At 64.3% G+C, this 15,460-nt stretch carries 14 protein-coding genes; 2 read left to right on the top strand and 12 right to left on the bottom strand.

Going from position 1 to position 15,460, the window contains the following annotated elements:
* Nucleotides 1-7: 7 nt before the first annotated feature.
* From glnA to rph, 4 genes are all read right to left on the bottom strand, one after another.
* Nucleotides 8-1,420 (bottom strand): type I glutamate--ammonia ligase, encoded by a 1,413-nt coding sequence (gene glnA, locus ABS761_RS11550; RefSeq protein ID WP_350408475.1) that lies wholly within the window; start codon nucleotides 1,418-1,420, stop codon nucleotides 8-10.
* Between the two features lie 203 nt (nucleotides 1,421-1,623).
* A complete protein-coding gene (hemW, locus tag ABS761_RS11545) occupies nucleotides 1,624-2,820 on the bottom strand; it encodes a radical SAM family heme chaperone HemW (RefSeq protein WP_350408528.1) in 1,197 nt (398 codons plus the stop codon).
* A gap of 20 nt (nucleotides 2,821-2,840) precedes the next feature.
* On the bottom strand, nucleotides 2,841-3,464 hold the full coding sequence (rdgB, locus tag ABS761_RS11540) for an RdgB/HAM1 family non-canonical purine NTP pyrophosphatase (protein WP_350408474.1): 624 nt from the start codon (nucleotides 3,462-3,464) through the stop codon (nucleotides 2,841-2,843).
* Nucleotides 3,461-4,210, bottom strand: a complete 750-nt coding sequence (gene rph, locus ABS761_RS11535) for a ribonuclease PH (RefSeq protein WP_350408473.1) — start codon at nucleotides 4,208-4,210, stop codon at nucleotides 3,461-3,463. The genes rdgB and rph overlap by 4 nt, the downstream gene beginning before the upstream one ends.
* Before the next feature lie 85 nt (nucleotides 4,211-4,295).
* On the opposite strand from rph, the gene ABS761_RS11530 reads away from it, so the two are divergent.
* On the top strand, nucleotides 4,296-5,216 hold the full coding sequence (locus ABS761_RS11530; RefSeq protein ID WP_350408472.1) for a YicC family protein: 921 nt from the start codon (nucleotides 4,296-4,298) through the stop codon (nucleotides 5,214-5,216).
* 80 nt (nucleotides 5,217-5,296) lie between these two features.
* Here the strand turns inward: ABS761_RS11530 and ABS761_RS11525 are convergent, their stop codons facing one another.
* From ABS761_RS11525 to ABS761_RS11490, 8 genes are all read right to left on the bottom strand, one after another.
* Entirely contained in the window at nucleotides 5,297-6,583 is a 1,287-nt protein-coding gene (locus tag ABS761_RS11525; RefSeq protein ID WP_350408471.1) for a hydroxymethylglutaryl-CoA reductase, degradative, read from the bottom strand.
* Nucleotides 6,584-6,655: 72 nt separating this feature from the next.
* Entirely contained in the window at nucleotides 6,656-7,402 is a 747-nt protein-coding gene (locus ABS761_RS11520; protein WP_350408470.1) for an enoyl-CoA hydratase/isomerase family protein, read from the bottom strand.
* Nucleotides 7,402-8,634: a CaiB/BaiF CoA transferase family protein gene (locus ABS761_RS11515; protein WP_350408469.1), complete on the bottom strand. Its 1,233-nt coding sequence runs from the start codon at nucleotides 8,632-8,634 to the stop codon at nucleotides 7,402-7,404. Before ABS761_RS11515 ends, ABS761_RS11520 begins: the two co-directional genes overlap by 1 nt.
* Nucleotides 8,631-9,335 carry an ABC transporter ATP-binding protein gene (locus ABS761_RS11510; RefSeq protein ID WP_350408467.1) on the bottom strand — a complete coding sequence of 235 codons (705 nt, stop codon included), beginning with the start codon at nucleotides 9,333-9,335 and terminating at the stop codon, nucleotides 8,631-8,633. The genes ABS761_RS11515 and ABS761_RS11510 overlap by 4 nt, the downstream gene beginning before the upstream one ends.
* Before the next feature lies 1 nt (nucleotide 9,336).
* A complete protein-coding gene (locus ABS761_RS11505) occupies nucleotides 9,337-10,095 on the bottom strand; it encodes an ABC transporter ATP-binding protein (RefSeq protein WP_350408466.1) in 759 nt (252 codons plus the stop codon).
* Entirely contained in the window at nucleotides 10,088-11,050 is a 963-nt protein-coding gene (locus ABS761_RS11500; RefSeq protein WP_350408464.1) for a branched-chain amino acid ABC transporter permease, read from the bottom strand. Before ABS761_RS11500 ends, ABS761_RS11505 begins: the two co-directional genes overlap by 8 nt.
* The gene (locus ABS761_RS11495; RefSeq protein WP_350408463.1) at nucleotides 11,050-11,955 is read right to left on the bottom strand and encodes a branched-chain amino acid ABC transporter permease; all 906 of its coding nucleotides are present in this window, start codon (nucleotides 11,953-11,955) and stop codon (nucleotides 11,050-11,052) included. Before ABS761_RS11495 ends, ABS761_RS11500 begins: the two co-directional genes overlap by 1 nt.
* A 26-nt stretch (nucleotides 11,956-11,981) precedes the next feature.
* Nucleotides 11,982-13,283, bottom strand: coding sequence for an ABC transporter substrate-binding protein (locus ABS761_RS11490; protein ID WP_350408462.1), 1,302 nt, complete (start codon nucleotides 13,281-13,283; stop codon nucleotides 11,982-11,984).
* Between the two features lie 162 nt (nucleotides 13,284-13,445).
* Here ABS761_RS11490 and ABS761_RS11485 point away from each other — a divergent pair, with 162 nt between their 5' ends.
* On the top strand, nucleotides 13,446-15,458 hold the full coding sequence (locus ABS761_RS11485) for a helix-turn-helix domain-containing protein (RefSeq protein WP_350408461.1): 2,013 nt from the start codon (nucleotides 13,446-13,448) through the stop codon (nucleotides 15,456-15,458).
* The last annotated feature ends 2 nt before the right edge of the window (nucleotides 15,459-15,460 follow it).

Below are 15,460 nucleotides of genomic sequence, written 5' to 3'. Positions count from 1 at the left end.
ATCCAGCCTACAGGCTGTAGTACATATCGAACTCGACAGGATGCGGGGTCACGCGCAGGCGGTCGAGCTCGACGGCCTTGAGGTTGAGATAGGCGTCGATCAGATCGTTGCTGAACACGCCGCCGCGCGTCAGGAACTCGCGGTCGCGGTCCAGCGCCTCGAGAGCCTGCTCCAGCGACGAGCAAACCGTCGGGATCTGGGCGTCCTCCTCGGGCGGCAGATCGTACAGATTCTTATCGGCCGGATCGCCCGGGTGGATTTTGTTCTGAACGCCGTCCAGGCCCGCCATCATCAACGCCGAGAACGCCAGGTAGGGATTGGCCAGGGGGTCCGGAAAACGCGCCTCGATGCGGCGCGCCTTGGGGTTGCCGACATAGGGAATGCGGATGGAGGCGGAACGGTTGCGCGCCGAGTAGGCGAGTTTGACCGGCGCTTCGTAATGCGGCACCAGGCGCTTGTAGGAGTTCGTCGAGGGATTGGTGAGGGCGTTCAGGGCGCGCGCATGCTTGATGATGCCGCCGATGTAATACAAGGCAAACTCGGACAGGCCCCCGTAGCCGTTGCCGGCGAACAGATTCTGGCCGTCCTTCCAGATGGACTGGTGCACGTGCATTCCCGAGCCATTGTCGCCCACGATGGGCTTGGGCATGAAGGTCGCGGTCTTGCCATAGACGTGGGCCACGTTGTGGATCACGTACTTCATGATCTGGTTCCAGTCGGCGCGCTGCACCAATGTGCTGAAGCGCGTGCCGATCTCGAGCTGGCCCGCGGTCGCGACCTCGTGATGGTGGACCTCGACGGGGACGCCGAGCTGTTCCATCAGCAGGCACATCTCCGAGCGCATGTCCTGAAAGGAATCAACCGGCGGCACTGGCACGTAGCCGCCTTTGATGCCTGGCCGATGCCCCAGATTGGTGCCGTTGGCATCGTCCGCGCTGGACCAAGCCCCCTCGTCGGAGCGGATCTTGACGAAACAGCCGGACATCTCGGCATTCCAGCTGATGCTGTCGAACACGAAAAACTCGGGCTCGGGGCCAAAGTACGCGGTGTCGCCCAGGCCGCTGGACTTGAGGTAGGCCTCGGCCCGGCGCGCGAGGGAGCGCGGGTCGCGATCATAGCCCTTGAGGTCGGACGGCTCGACCACGTCGCAGGTCAGAATCAGCGTAGCCTCCTCGCGAAACGGGTCCATGCGCGCCGTCGAGGGATCGGGGATCAGCAGCATGTCCGACGCCTCGATGCCCTTCCAGCCCGGCAGCGACGAGCCATCGAAGGCGACGCCCGCCTCCATCTTGTCCTCGTCCACGACATGCGCCGGCGTGGTCAGGTGGTGTTCGCGGCCCAGAGTGTCGGTATAGCGAAAGTCCACGAACGCGACTTCGCGTTCGGCGATCATCTTCACGACTTCTTCGTTGGTGGACATGAGAGCTCCTGTCTAACACTGATGAATTGAGGGAAAAGCCGATGGCTTACGGGTTGTAGAGCAACAAACGTGCCAACCCTTTGGGCGCGCCAGGGACAAGGTGGGCACGCGACGATGGGGAGTCTGTGAGCATCTCGCACCACAAGAGTGCAAATTATAAAGCGCGGGCGCCCCCTTTTGGTGCATTCGAGACGAAAAACGGCTTACTCCGCCAGGAATTCCATTTGGAGGTCGTTCAGAAAGCGCCAGCCCAGCGGCGTGGCGCGGATCCTCTCCAGGCCCGGTTCGAGCAGGCCGCGTTCGGCGGCTCGGCGCATCGCCGGCAGGATCGACAGCAGGGACAGTCCGGTGCGCTCGATGAACAGGCCGCCCTCGACGCCATCCTTGAGGCGCAGGGCATTGAGCATGAATTCGAAGCCCAGATCGCCCGCCCTGAGTACCCGCTCCTCGGCGACGTGGCTGCCGTCGTATGCCAGGGCCTGACGCATCCAGGAATCAGGCATGCGCGCGCGGGCCTGGCGCAGGATGCGATCCTGGAACGACAGTTTGGAATGCGCGCCCGGGCCGATGCCCAGGTAGTCCCCGAAGCGCCAGTAGTTCAGATTGTGCCGACAAGCCTGCCCGGGACGGGCATAGGCCGAGACCTCGTAGCGTTCCCAGCCGCCCTCCCCCATCCGCTCGACGATGCGGTCCTGCATCGCGGCGCTCGCGTCGTCGTCGGGCACCTTGGGGGGATATTTCGCAAAGACGGTGTTCGGCTCCATCGTCAGGTGATAGAGCGACAAGTGGCCTGTGCGGTAGGACATGGCCTCGCGCAGGTCGCGCTCGCACGCCGCGAGGGTCTGTCCAGGCAGCGCATACATCAGGTCGAGGTTCACCCGTTCGACCGCGCGCAGGGCCATCTCGATCGCGCGCCGCGCCTGGGCGCCGTCATGGATACGGCCCAGGGCCTCGAGCGCCCGGTCGTCAAAGCTCTGGACCCCCAGCGAGAGGCGGTTCACGCCGGCCCGGGCATAGCCTTCGAAACGGTCCGCCTCGGCGGTCCCCGGGTTGGCCTCGAGAGTCACCTCCGCATCAGGCTCCAGGTTCAGACAGGCGCGAAACAGGGCCATCATGCGGTCCACCGCGCCAGCGGACAACAGGCTGGGCGTCCCCCCGCCGATAAAGACCGTGGAAACAGTGCGGCCCCAGACCGATGGGACGGCCTGTTCGAGGTCCGCCTGCAAGGCAGCAAGATAATCCTCTTCGGGCGGCCCTCCGGCGCGCTCATGCGAGTTGAAGTCGCAATACGGGCACTTGCGCACACACCACGGCACATGCACGTACAGGGACAGCGGCGGCAAGGCGACGAGCGCGGGCTTGCCGCGCACGCCCGGGCGGGCGTCATCGCGCTCGGGCATCGGGACTGGGACGAGTTTCTTCAAGGGTTCGGGTCGACTGTTTCGGCCGACGCGCCCTGCAGGCTCCGAAGCAGGCTTTGCAGGGCGCGGGCGCGGTGGCTGAGGATGTTTTTACGGGCCGGCGACAGCTCGGCCGCCGTCATGCCCAAGTCTGGCAGATAAAAATACGGGTCATAGCCAAAACCATTGGCGCCGCGCGGCTGATCCAACACCTCGCCGTCCCAGACGCCCTCGGCCACGATCGGACGCGGATCCTCGGCCGTGCGTAGGAAGGCCAGCACCGCCACATAAGAGCCGCGGCGATCGTCGCGGCCAGCCATCTCGGCCATGAGCCGGGCATTATTGGCCTCGTCGCTGCGCGGGCCGCCCCGCAGGCTCGCGTAGCGCGCCGAATGGACACCGGGGGCGCCTCTCAGCGCGTGCACGCACAGCCCGGAATCGTCGGCCAGCGCCGGCAGGCCAGTTGCCCGGCTGGCATGGCGCGCCTTGGCGAGCGCATTCTCGATGAACGTGCCGTAGGGTTCTTCTGCCTCAGACACCCCCAGGTCGCCCTGGGGCACCATCTCGAGGCCCGCCACGCCAAGGATGGCGGAAAATTCCCTGAGTTTGCCAGGATTGTTCGAGGCCAGCACGACGCGCATCATGCCTCGGCCTCCTCGAGCGCGCGGGCCTGCAAGGCGAGCAGACGTGAAATCCCCGCGCCCGCCAGATCCAGCAGCGCGTCGAGCGCCGTGCGCTGGAAGCTGCCGCCCTCGGCCGTGCCTTGCACCTCGACGTATTGCCCGGCTCCGGTCATGACGACGTTCATGTCGGTGTCGCAGGCCGAGTCCTCGGGGTAATCCAGATCCAGCACCGGACGCCCGCCGACGATACCGACCGACACGGCGGCCACCTGCCCGATCAAGGGGTCGCCGGCCAGCGCGCCCTGTTGCCGCAGGCGGCGCACCGCCAGTGCCGCGGCCACCCAGGCGCCGGTAATACTGGCGCAGCGCGTACCGCCATCGGCCTGCAGGACGTCGCAGTCCAGATGGATGGTGCGCTCGCCCAAGGCATGCAGGTCGAAAACGGCGCGCAGGCTGCGGCCGATCAGACGCTGGATTTCCTGGGTACGGCCGCTTTGCTTGCCGCGCGCCGCCTCGCGATCGCCGCGCGTATGCGTGGCCCGCGGCAACATCCCGTATTCCGCCGTCACCCAGCCGCGCCCCTCGCCCCTGAGAAAGGGCGGCACCTTGTCGAGGATGCTGGCATTGCACAGGACTTGAGTGTCGCCCATGCAGGCCAGCACCGAGCCTTCGGCGTAGCGGGTATATCCCGTCAAGAGGCGCACGTCGCGCAGCTCGTCGGGCGAGCGGCCGGAGGGGCGCGCGTCGAGTGATGAATGTTCAGGCATCAAAGGTTTCCGTCAGTGGGCAAGAGGGATTGCCGAGGTTCAAGATTACAATACGCCCACATTGTAGATAAACACGGGACAAGCCATGATTCGCAGCATGACGGCCTTCGGCGCGGTGCGCCTGGAATCCGAGCCCGGCTCCATCAGCATCGAAATCCGCGGCGTCAATAACCGCTACCTGGATGTCAACCTGCGCGTGCCCGAGGATCTACGCTTTGCCGAGTCCCGCCTGCGCGAAATCCTGAACCGGCGAACGCAGCGCGGCAAGATCGAGATCCGCATCGCCTATGCGGCCGCCACCGGCGCCGTATCGCGTGGCATCGACCTCGGCACCCTGCACGCTTTGGCTGAACAACTGCGCGCCGCGCGCGCCATCATCCCCGACGTCCCCGCGCCGACACTGGCTGAGCTGCTGGGCGGTGGCGAGCGCGGCGCGCTGGATCCCGAAGCCTGGATGCCCCTGTGCGAGCGCGCGATGGAGCAGGCGCTCGACGAGTTTACGGCGGCGCGCGAGCGCGAAGGCGGGCGCCTCGCCCAGGCCATGCTGGAGACGGCCCACGAGGTGGGCGGCATCGTGGACCGGGTCGAGGCCGAGCTGCCCGGCCTGGTCGAGGGGCAACAGGCCCGCGTGGCCCAGCGCCTGCGCGAGGCGCTCGAGGCCGTCAGTCCCGAGGGCTTTGCCCAGATCAGCGGCGCCGAGCTCTCGGCGCGGATCGCACAAGAAGCCGGGCTGTTCGGCCTGCGCGTGGACGTGGCCGAGGAAATCGCCCGCCTGCGCTCGCACCTGGCCGAGCTGCGGCACATACTGGGCGACCCCGGTGCCCCCGGGACGCAGGCGTCGCTCAAGGGCAGCCGCGGCAAGCGGCTGGACTTCCTGTTCCAGGAAATGAACCGCGAGGCCAACACGCTGGGCTCCAAATCGGCGGCGCTATCAGTCACCCAGGCGGCGATCGACCTCAAGCTCCTCATCGAGCAGATGCGCGAACAGGCGCAAAACATCGAGTGAGGTTTCAGGAAGGCGCATTCCGCCCGAGCCCCCGACCGAGAGGCACATGAAGCATGAGCCCCCACGCGCCGGGACCGCGGTCACTTGGCGCGCAGCGCCCGCAACAGTTCCACCGCGCGATCGGTGCGCACATCGTGGTCGGCGGCCAATTGCCGGGCCAGCGCATCGATCTCGTCACCCACGGCGCCGGCCCCCATCGCGATATTGCGGGCATGCAGGGCCATGTGTCCGCGCTGGATGCCTTCCGTGGCCAAAGCACGCAAGGCGCCCAGGTTCTGGGCCAACCCGACAGCAACCGCCACCTCGCCCAGTTCCTGCGCCGTAGTCACGCTCATGATCTTCAACGCGGTCCGAGCCAGGGGATGCGTCTTGGTGGCGCCGCCGACCAGCCCCACGGGCATCGGCATCTCGAGAGTTCCCACCAGCGCGCCGCCGGCGTCCTTTTCCCAGGTGCTCAAGGACGTATAGCGTCCCTTGCGACAGGCCCAGGCATGAGCCCCGGCCTCGACGGCGCGCCAGTCATTGCCAGTCGCCACGATAATCGGATCGATGCCGTTCATGATGCCCTTGTTGTGCGTGGCGGCACGATAGGGATCCACGGCGGCAAAGGTATAAGCGTCGATCACCCCTTCGATGATCCGGGAACCGCTGTATTCCGGAGTTTCCAAGACCTCGGGGGTCAGTCGCACCCGAGCCCGCGCCAGTCGAAGGTCCGCCAGATTGGAGAGAATGCGCAGGCGCACCTGCCCGCCCGTCAATCTTTCCACCAAGGGCGAGACGGACTCAGCCATGGTGTTGACAGTGTTGGCGCCCATGGCGTCGCGCACATCCACGATCAGATGCATGATCACCATGGGGCCGCGGGGCGTATCGGGAAAAACATGAACCTCGATATCGCGGCAGCCGCCTCCCAGGTCGATGAGGACTTTGTCGCGGCTGTTGGCCAGGGCAAGGATCTCGTCGCGGCGCTTGAGCAATGCCAGCCTGGCCCCGTGGGGATCGGCAGTCCCCAGGATTTGTACCTGCGCGCGCATGAGGGGACCGGTGCTGGACGTCTCGAAGCCGCCGCAGTCCCGGGCCAGCTTGGCCATGAACGAGGCCGCGGCAACGATCGAAGGCTCCTCGACCACCATGGGCACGAGCACGTCTTTGCCATTGATGGTGAAGTTGCCCGCCACCCCCATGGGCAACTCAAAGGTGGCAATGACGTTCTCGATCATGCCGTCCGCGCGGGACAGCTCCAGCGCGCCCGGCTTGTCGAGTAACGCCACATCGTCCTCGTCCAAGCCACAGGCCTGCGCCACATGCGCCAGGCGCTGCGCGGGCGCGAGATTGCGAAAATTGGGAAGCCGTGAATGGATGGTCATGCATTTCCTTTACATAGAAAAATAATTTCCGCCGCGGCCCGCCGAATTGCCGGCCCCGGGATGGCCCCGGGCTCAGCGCTCAAGAAAGCGCCGCAGGCCCGCCTTGGCTTCGTCGCACGTGAATGCGCGTTGGCCCAGTTGCGCTTCGCGCGCGAATGCCGCCTCGAAGGGGAGATGTCCCAGCGTCGAGGCCGCCTCCTTGATCACGGACAGCGCGACTGCTCCGTTCCGGGCAATGTTTTCGGCATATGCCAGCGCAACCTGCGCCAGCTCGGCAGCGGGGACGATCCGGTTCAGCACGCCCATTTCCGCCAGCCGGCTGGCGGGAAAGCGCTCTGCCGTCATCATCAGCTCCATCGCAAACGCATAGGGAATCTGGCGGACCAGGCGCACGAGCGTGCCACCCGCCGGCACAAAGCCCAGGGATGCTTCGGGAAGCGCGAAAACCGCAGTGTCCGCGGCCACCCGGATATCGGCCGCCAGCATGATCTCGAAGCCGCCCCCCATGCACAAGCCGTTGACCGCCGCCACCACAGGTTTGTAGAAACCCGGCTGCTTGAGGTGCGCGCCATCCCACTCCGAGATATCGAACCGCCCCTCGGCCAATGCCGGTATGGATTCCGTCAGATCCGCCCCGACGCAGAACGCGCGGCTGCCCGCCCCCGTCAGGAGCACGACGCGCACCTCGTCATCCACGCCGGCGCGCGCAAAGGCCTGTGCGAGCTGGTCGTACATCTCCAGCGTCAAGGCATTGAGTTTCTCGGGGCGGTTGAAGCGGATGTGCGCAATTCGGTCGCGCACGTCATAGTCGATGGCCATCAGATCACGCCCTGTGCGCGCAAGCGCTCCAGATCACCGGCGCTCAGGCCCGCCCAGCCACCGAACACCGTGGCATTATGCTCGCCAAACGCCGGGGCGATCCCCGCCGCCCGCACCGGCGTTTTCGACAGCTTCATCGGGCTGCCGAACACCGTCACCGGGACGCCATCCATGACGACCGGCACAAACATCTCGCGCACGCCCAGATGCGGATCCTGCACCACCTCGGCCATGGTCTTGATGGGCGTGAGGGGGATGAGATCCCCGGCCATTTCCTCCAACTCGGCCTTGGTGCGATCGGCGCACCATCGCCTGACGACGGGCGCCACGTGGTGCTCGTACACTTGCGGGTCGAATCGTTTTTCCATGGTATCGATCTCGGTATCCGCGATCAGATCGGGCTCGCCGAATATCCTGCACGCCTCGCGCCAAAATTTATCCGTATAGGCGCCGAAAAACACGAAACCGTCCTTGCACGCGAACTGGCCGTAGGGGCGCACGAACGGGTGATCATTTCCCAGAGGCTGCGCCACGACATGATCGACGGTGAAATTGACCACCGCATGCTCAGTCAACGTCACCACGGAATCCTGCTGCGCCACATCGACCAGTTGTCCTTCCCCCGTCTGCCGGGCGTGCATGACAGCGGCCAGGGCCGCGATGGCCGCATAAAAGGATGCCGATAGGTCCCCGATGATCGTGCCCACCCGGACGGGCGGCCGGCCTTTCTCCCCGTTGAAGGACCACAACCCACCGGTTGCCTGGGCGCTGTTGTCGTAAGCGGGGCGTAGCGAATGGGGGCCTGTCTGCCCGAATCCACTGATCGAGACATAGACGAGGCCGGGGTTCTCATCCTTCAACGCCTCGTAGTCCAGTCCCAATTTCGCCATCGTCCCCGGGCGGAAATTCTCGACGAGCATGTCGGCCTGGCCCACCAGCTTGCGCAACAAGGCCTGGCCTTCGCCGGTTTTCAAGTTGAGGCTGACACTGAGCTTGTGCCGGTTGTACTGTGCGAAGAACGCGCTGGCCCGGCCATTTTCACCCTCCACAAAAGGCGGGAATGTTCGCACATAATCCGGTTCCGCCGGATTCTCGACCTTGATTACCGTCGCCCCGAGGTCGGCCAACATCATGGTGCAATAGGGGCCCGCCACCACGCGCGTGACATCGATGACCACCAGCCCTCTAAGAGGGCCGTCGCCCAAGGGCAGCCCCGCCTCTGTCGCATTCATTCGTTTTCTCCCGATGCTCCATGGCCATGCGGGGCGCGCGCGCGATCGGCCCTCACATAGCCCCGTTCAATAAACAGCGTGCGGGTCTGTACACCGTCCAGCAAAGATGCATTGGATTCGGTGATCACCACACAAAGATGTGGATGGGACCGGCGCAAGGCCCTGAGCGCGTCCCCGTATTGCTTGGCCAACACCGGTGCCAGCCCCTGGAATGGTTCGTCCAGGAGGACGAACCGGGTTCCGGCCATCAAGGCGCGGGCTAAAGCGACCATCTTGCCCTGCCCGCCCGAGAGCGCCGCCCCCGAACGCGGCAACATGGGCTCGAGCTGCGGCATGGCCGCCAGCACCATCCCCACTCTCTGCGCGATGTCGCGCCCGGGCACGTGCTGCACCTCGCAAGGCAAGGCGATGTTCTGGGCAACGGTCAGCGAAGGAAAAATGACCCTGTCCTCAGGCGCATAGCCGAACCCCAAGGCGGCCCGCAAATGCGGGGGCTCCTTGCTGATGTCCCGGCCATCGAGCACAATGCGGCCCGAGATCGGTTTCACCAGCCCCATGATGCTTCGCAGCAAGGTCGTCTTGCCCGCGCCGTTGCACCCGACGACCGCCACCGTCTCGCCCTCTGGCAGGCTGACGCTCACATTGCGCAGCACCACGTTCCCGGCCAGGTCCACGCGCATGGATTCGATGTGCAGGCCCATCTCAGCGCTCTCCCAGTACTTCGCGACGAATGGTCGGATCGGCGAAGACGGCTTGCGGCTCGCCATCGGCCGCAACCCGCCCATCGATCCACGCCGCGACGCGCGTGGCATACGCCAGTACGATGTCGATGTCATGCTCGACGAACCAACTGGTCACATTGCGCTGCCGCAGCGCGGCCATGATGGTCCGCATCACCGCATGCTTGTCCTCCGAGGCCACGCCGCTGGTCGGTTCGTCCATGATCATGAGCCTGGGCTCCAACATCAGCGCAATGGCCACGTCCAGCAGCTTGCGATGGCCTTCCGGCAAGACCGACGCCGGATCGTTCCGGCACGACACCAGCTCCACCAGCTCGAGCATTTCAGCAACCGCGCGGCCGTCGGCATTTTGCGCCAACGGGACCCAGCGGGAAATCTTGCGGCTGCGCGCGACCGATGCCAGTTGCAGGCACTCCTGCACGGTGTGCTCGAGAAACAATTGCGGAAGCTGGAAAGAGCGCCCGATCCCCAGTCGGGTGATCTGCCGGGGGCCTTTGCGTGTGATGTCCCGCCCCGCGAAAACCACGGTGCCACTGGTGGGTTTGATGTAGCCGGTGCAAATATTGATGAACGTGGTCTTGCCGGCGCCATTGGCCCCGATCACCGCCAGATGTTCCCCCGCGTGCAAGGTGAAGTCGATGCCGTCAGCCGCCTGAATCGCGCCGAAACGCAAGGTGAGCCCCGAGGTCTGCAGCAGCACCTCGTCCGCTACGCTATTCATGATTTACCGCCCTGGCCGCCCTGCCCTGGCGGAATTGCCGGAACCGCCCAACCAGCCCCGAGGGGGCAAAGAAAATCACGGCCAGCAAGGTGGCGCCCAGCACGATCTGCCAGATATTTGTGAAGTACACCGCACCCATCAACAGGATGAGTTCGAATACCGCCGCGCCGAGGAATGCCCCGATGGCATGGCCCGCTCCGCCCAGGATGGCAATGAATACGTACTCGCCCGAGCGCAGCCAATAGCCGCCTTCGGGGGTCATCAGCCCCTGCGCCAGCGCGAGCATGGCGCCGCCGACGCCCACCAGCGCGGACGAGAGCACATACGCCTCGACCATCGCCGCACGGGCCGACAAACCGATATATTCGAGCCGGGTCTCGTTGACGCGTATCGCAGCGGCAATCTGACCGGCCGAGGATCTGAAGTAACGCTGCACGGCCCAGCCCAACAGCACGGCCGATGCGAGCGCCAGCAGCATCATGCCCCACTCGAACTCGCCGCGATCGAGCGTCATCCCCAGCAAGGGCGGCCGCTCGAAGCGCAGGCCGTCTGTTCCACCGGTCCATGTGTAGAGTTTTCCGGCCAGGGAATAGAACACCATCGAAATACCCAAGTTGAGCATGCCGAAAAATATCCCGCGATAACGGGACACAAAGGCAGCCACCACCACGCCGAGGACGACGGCGCTCGATACACCCGCCGCCAGCGCGACCAGCGCATCGGCGCCGGGAAACGCCCTGACGGTGAACGCCGTGCCGTAGCCCGCAATCAGGGCGTACATGGCATGGCCGAAGGAGACCTGCCCCGCCCGCATCAAGACCGACAAGCCGAGCGCCGCCATGCCATAGCTCAGGAACGTGATGACAGGCATCCGCGTCCAGGGCCATAGCCATGCCATGGCCGCCAGGGCGGCGGACGCGCAGCCGATAGCCCAGGCAAAAGTCCAATGCCGCATCAGATCCTCCTGGCCTCGGCGACCGAGAACAAACCGCTGGGGCGCACCAGCAGGACGGCAACCATCATGAGGTAAGGCATGACCACCTCGAGTTCCGGCAGGGTATAGACCGCCAGCGCCCGGGCCAGCCCGATGAGGATAGATGCAATCAAGGCCCCCGTGATCTGCCCCAGCCCCGCAGTGGCGATGACGGCAAAGGACGCGACCACCATATCGGCGGCCACCCCCGGCACGAATGTGGTCATGGGGACGGACAGCGCACCGCCCACCGCGCCCAACGCGCCGCCGAGCGCAAAGGTCATCAGACCCATGCGCGCCGCATCGATGCCCAGCGCCGTCGCCACCTCGCGATGATGGATGACCGCAAGCAGCTTGCGGCCCGTGATGGAATACCGCAGCAGACACTGCAACCCCACGAAAGAAGCCAGGGCGATTCCCGGCACCACCAGCAACTGGTACCTCATGAAGGTCACGCCCAGCAGCTCGACCGTCCCCATGCGACCAGCCAACGCGCCCGCATTGACAGGAGTGCTCCCCCAGATCATGCGCTGCAGGTTTTCGAGAATCATGAAGACCGCGAAGGTAACCAGCAACTGCAACACTGGATCGCGATCCTGGAAACGCCGCATGATGCCCCGTTCGAGCAGCGCGCCAAGCGCGCCGCCCACCAATACCGCCGTGCCCAGCAGCGCGCACACCAGCACCAGCACCGATGCATCATCGGGCAGCAGCCAGGCCATCACGGTGGCTGCGCTATAGCCGCCGATCGCGTAGAAACTACCGTGGGCGACATTGATGACGCCAAACACGCCGCAAATCAGCGTCAAGCCCAGCGCAATCATGAACAGCAGGCTTGCGTACGACAGCCCATCGACCACGGCCAGCAACAACAAATGGAAGTTCATGTTCAGCGTTCCCGGGCGACGGTCGCTTATTTACCCACGCGGTGTATCAGCGTGCTCTTCAGCATGTCGGGCTTGAGCGTCTTGACCCAGTCCGCCGATATCTCGCCCACGGGCGGCGATACCAGCTCGGCGGGATAGAACACCAACTCGCCCACCTGCGGAAACGGATAGTCGGAATGCTCCAGCGTGACGCCATAGAGCTGACCCTGCATCGCCTGGCCGTCTTCGCGCATCTTGATCGGCCGCGATAGGCCACGGTATTCCAGTGTGCGCAAGGTGGTGGCCAGTTGCTCGGTGGTGGGCCACGCCCCACCATTGGCCTTCAGCGTTTTTTCATAGGCCAGCGTAATGGCTTCGAGCGCTTGAACCATGTGATAGACCCCGAAATCCGGATAAAAACCCGTCTTGTCCTTGAACTTTTTCACGAAATCCTTGGCCTTCGGGTCATTCACGAACTCTGGATCGGCAAAGTAGCCATCGCCGACAAAACCCACGATGACACCCGGCGGCACCGCGTCGCCCAAGCGCTCGAGGGAGGAATCGGCCAAAGGCAGCACGAACTGCGCGGATTTCAGCAAGCCGCGCTGGGAGGCCTGGCGCAGGAACGTATCCAGGTCTCCGCCCCAGGCGGTGGACAGCACCACGTCCGGCCGCAAGGCTTGCAGGCGGGTCACTTCCGCGGAAAAGTCGGGCGCACCGAATTTCGGAAACATCTCGGCAACGATCTTGACGTCCGGCTTGAGCGCCCGCAGGGTGTCGCGAAAGAGATCCCAGGAATCGCGGCCCCAGGCGTAGTCCTGATTGACCACCGCCAGGGTTTTGAAATCCGGCTTGATCTCGAGTAGATGCAGCACCGCCGCCACCATCTCCATGGTGCCATTGGGGTCCGTCTTGAATACGTAGCGGTAGTTCTTGCCCTCGAGCACCTTCTCGGAGGAACACTCCCACAGGATATTGATGACTTTGAGGTCCTCCGCGACCGGTGCCAGCGCACCGCAATACCCGCTGGAAATAGCGGACACCATCACCTTTTCGCCAGGCTCCTGAGCCAGCCGGCGGTACTCTGTCAGAAATTTGTCCGCACCCTGCCCCTCATCGATCCAGGTCTGCTTGAGCTTGACGCCATCGAGGCCGCCTTTGGCGTTGAACTCTTCGATCCACATATCGGCCGCCACTTTGGCGGGCATCCCCAGGACGGCGGCCGAACCTGTCATGAAGGTGCTCATGCCGAGCTTGATCTCGGCCGGCCTCTCAGGCTGAGACACCGCGGGCGCGGCGACCATGCACAGGCTCAGGGCTGCAGCCACGGACCCTATTAGCGTTTTCATTTTGTCTCCTTTGGTTGGAAGTTCATCGAAATGATGCCTTCCGCGTGCCCGAGCAACAATATACGATTCATCTATTTATTTTCTTATTTATATATTTTTTATACATTTGATTCACTGCCCCATGGCTTACGATATGGATGAACAAGTCATATCGCGTTTCTCATGACCACCAGCCGACCCAGACCTCCCTCCGCCAATGCGCAGGCCGCGCGCCCGGCGATCGACGCCATCCGGTTCCAGGCCGGATTGCTGGACCTGCTGCGCAACGGCGCCGGGGCCGACGAGCTGCGGCAATTGCAGGAATATGGCGATGCCACGGCGCGAGATCCAGACCAGAAGGCATTGCTGGCTGAGAGCATCCAGGCGGCCTTTTCCATCCAGAAACAGCAGACGATCCAGCTACAGCGGGAAAAGGGGCTGTTGGCGGTCCTCGAGACGGCGCAAGATCTCACCGCGATCAGGGATCTGGAGTTGGTGCTCCAGGCAATCGTGCGCCGCGCGCGGCAGATTTTTGCGTCCGACATCGGCTATCTGACCAACTATGATCGCGTGCGCAATGACTTCTACATCCGCGCCACGGATGGCGCGACATCCGACCGCTTCAGAAATGTGCGCGTCCCGCCCGAACACGGGATCTGCGGCCATGTTCTAAAGCACAAAACCCCGTACCACTGTACAAATTACATGCAGGACCAGGGCTTCACGCACGACGGCGGCATCGACCTCGCGATTACCGAGGAAGGGGTCTGTTCCCTGCTCGGCGCGCCGCTGATGGTGGGCAATCACTGCATCGGCATTCTGTGCGTCTGCGACCGCCAGCCGCGCAGCCACGAGCCATGGGAGATTTCCATGCTGGCGACATTGGCCGCCCAGGCGGCGATCGCCATCGAAAACGCCCGCCTGTTTCAAGAAACGCAGGTCGCCCTCCAACGGGCGAGCGAAGCCAATGCCCTGCTGCATCAACAAGCGGCCGAAATTGCGGACGCTGCCGAAGCCCACGAGCAAATGACCAAGCTCGCGGCACGGGGCGGCACCGTCACCAATATCTTGCAAATGGTCGCATCGCTGCTCGATGGGGAAATTGCACTCCTCAACGAGGCCGAGCAACTCACCCACCACGCGCCCGCGCCGCAAGCCGCCCTTGCGCCGCAATTGGCCGACCTGATTCAAGCGACGGCGGTACAAGACCTGGTGCACAGGGCCGTCGCCCAAAGCCGTGCATCGGGCCAATCGCAAACCGTGGCTCCTGCGCCGGGGCTCATCATCAAAATCGCCGCGATCACCGGCGCGGATCGTTTGCTGGGCGCCATGCTGATGCTCTCGCCCGGCGCGATCTCGGACACCCAGGTCCGCACGTTCGAGCGCGGCGCGTTGGTTGCAGGCCTGGCCCTGCTGTCCGAGGAGCGCAGCAAACATGCGCTGAGCAGCCGCAGCATGGCCACGATCCGTTCTCTGGTGACCTGGCAACAAGAGCCCCTGAGCGTCTTGCAGGCCTTGACCGAGCCACTGGGACTGGACCTGAACGCCCCGCTGCGCATGATGGCGCTTCGCGTCGAAGGCAATCACCTGGAGTATGCGCTGCACAGCATGCGGCCACGCTTGCCGGGCCCGGTCTTGATGGAAACGCTCGATGGCCTCATCGTCGCCATTTACGCCGCCCACCACGCGGACGAGACCGAAGCCGCCGTTCAAGCCAAGCTGATGCAAAACCCACGCCTGAGCGTCGTCGGCGTTTATTCGGGCACCTTGGGCCGGATCGACATGCTGCCGCAGTGCTTCCGTTCTCTCAAGCGGTGCATCGATGTGCTCCGGGCATTGAAACGCAGCAACGAGCTGGTCTCCGAGTCGCTGTTTTCGATGTATGCGCTGCTGTTTGAACAACGTGGCGGCAAGGACCTCAGCTCATTCATCCAGGCCAGCGTCGGCGAGCTCATCGCCCACGATCAACGCCGCAACACCAACTTGTGTGAAACCCTCCTGGCCTATCTGGACGAGGCGCACAGCTTCAAGCCGGCCGCCAGGGCCCTGGGCATCCACATCAACACCTTGCGCCAGCGGCTCGAGACGATCGATCAATTGCTCGGGGACTGGCGCAATGGCAGCAAGGCGCTGGAAATCCACGTCGCTTTGCGGATGCATAAACTCGATAGCTCCTTGTCGAAGGCGATCGAGTAAGC

Source organism: Castellaniella sp. GW247-6E4 (assembly GCF_040276065.1).
GTDB lineage: Bacteria > Pseudomonadota > Gammaproteobacteria > Burkholderiales > Burkholderiaceae_B > Castellaniella.
This window is presented reverse-complemented; position numbering and strand designations above follow the sequence as displayed.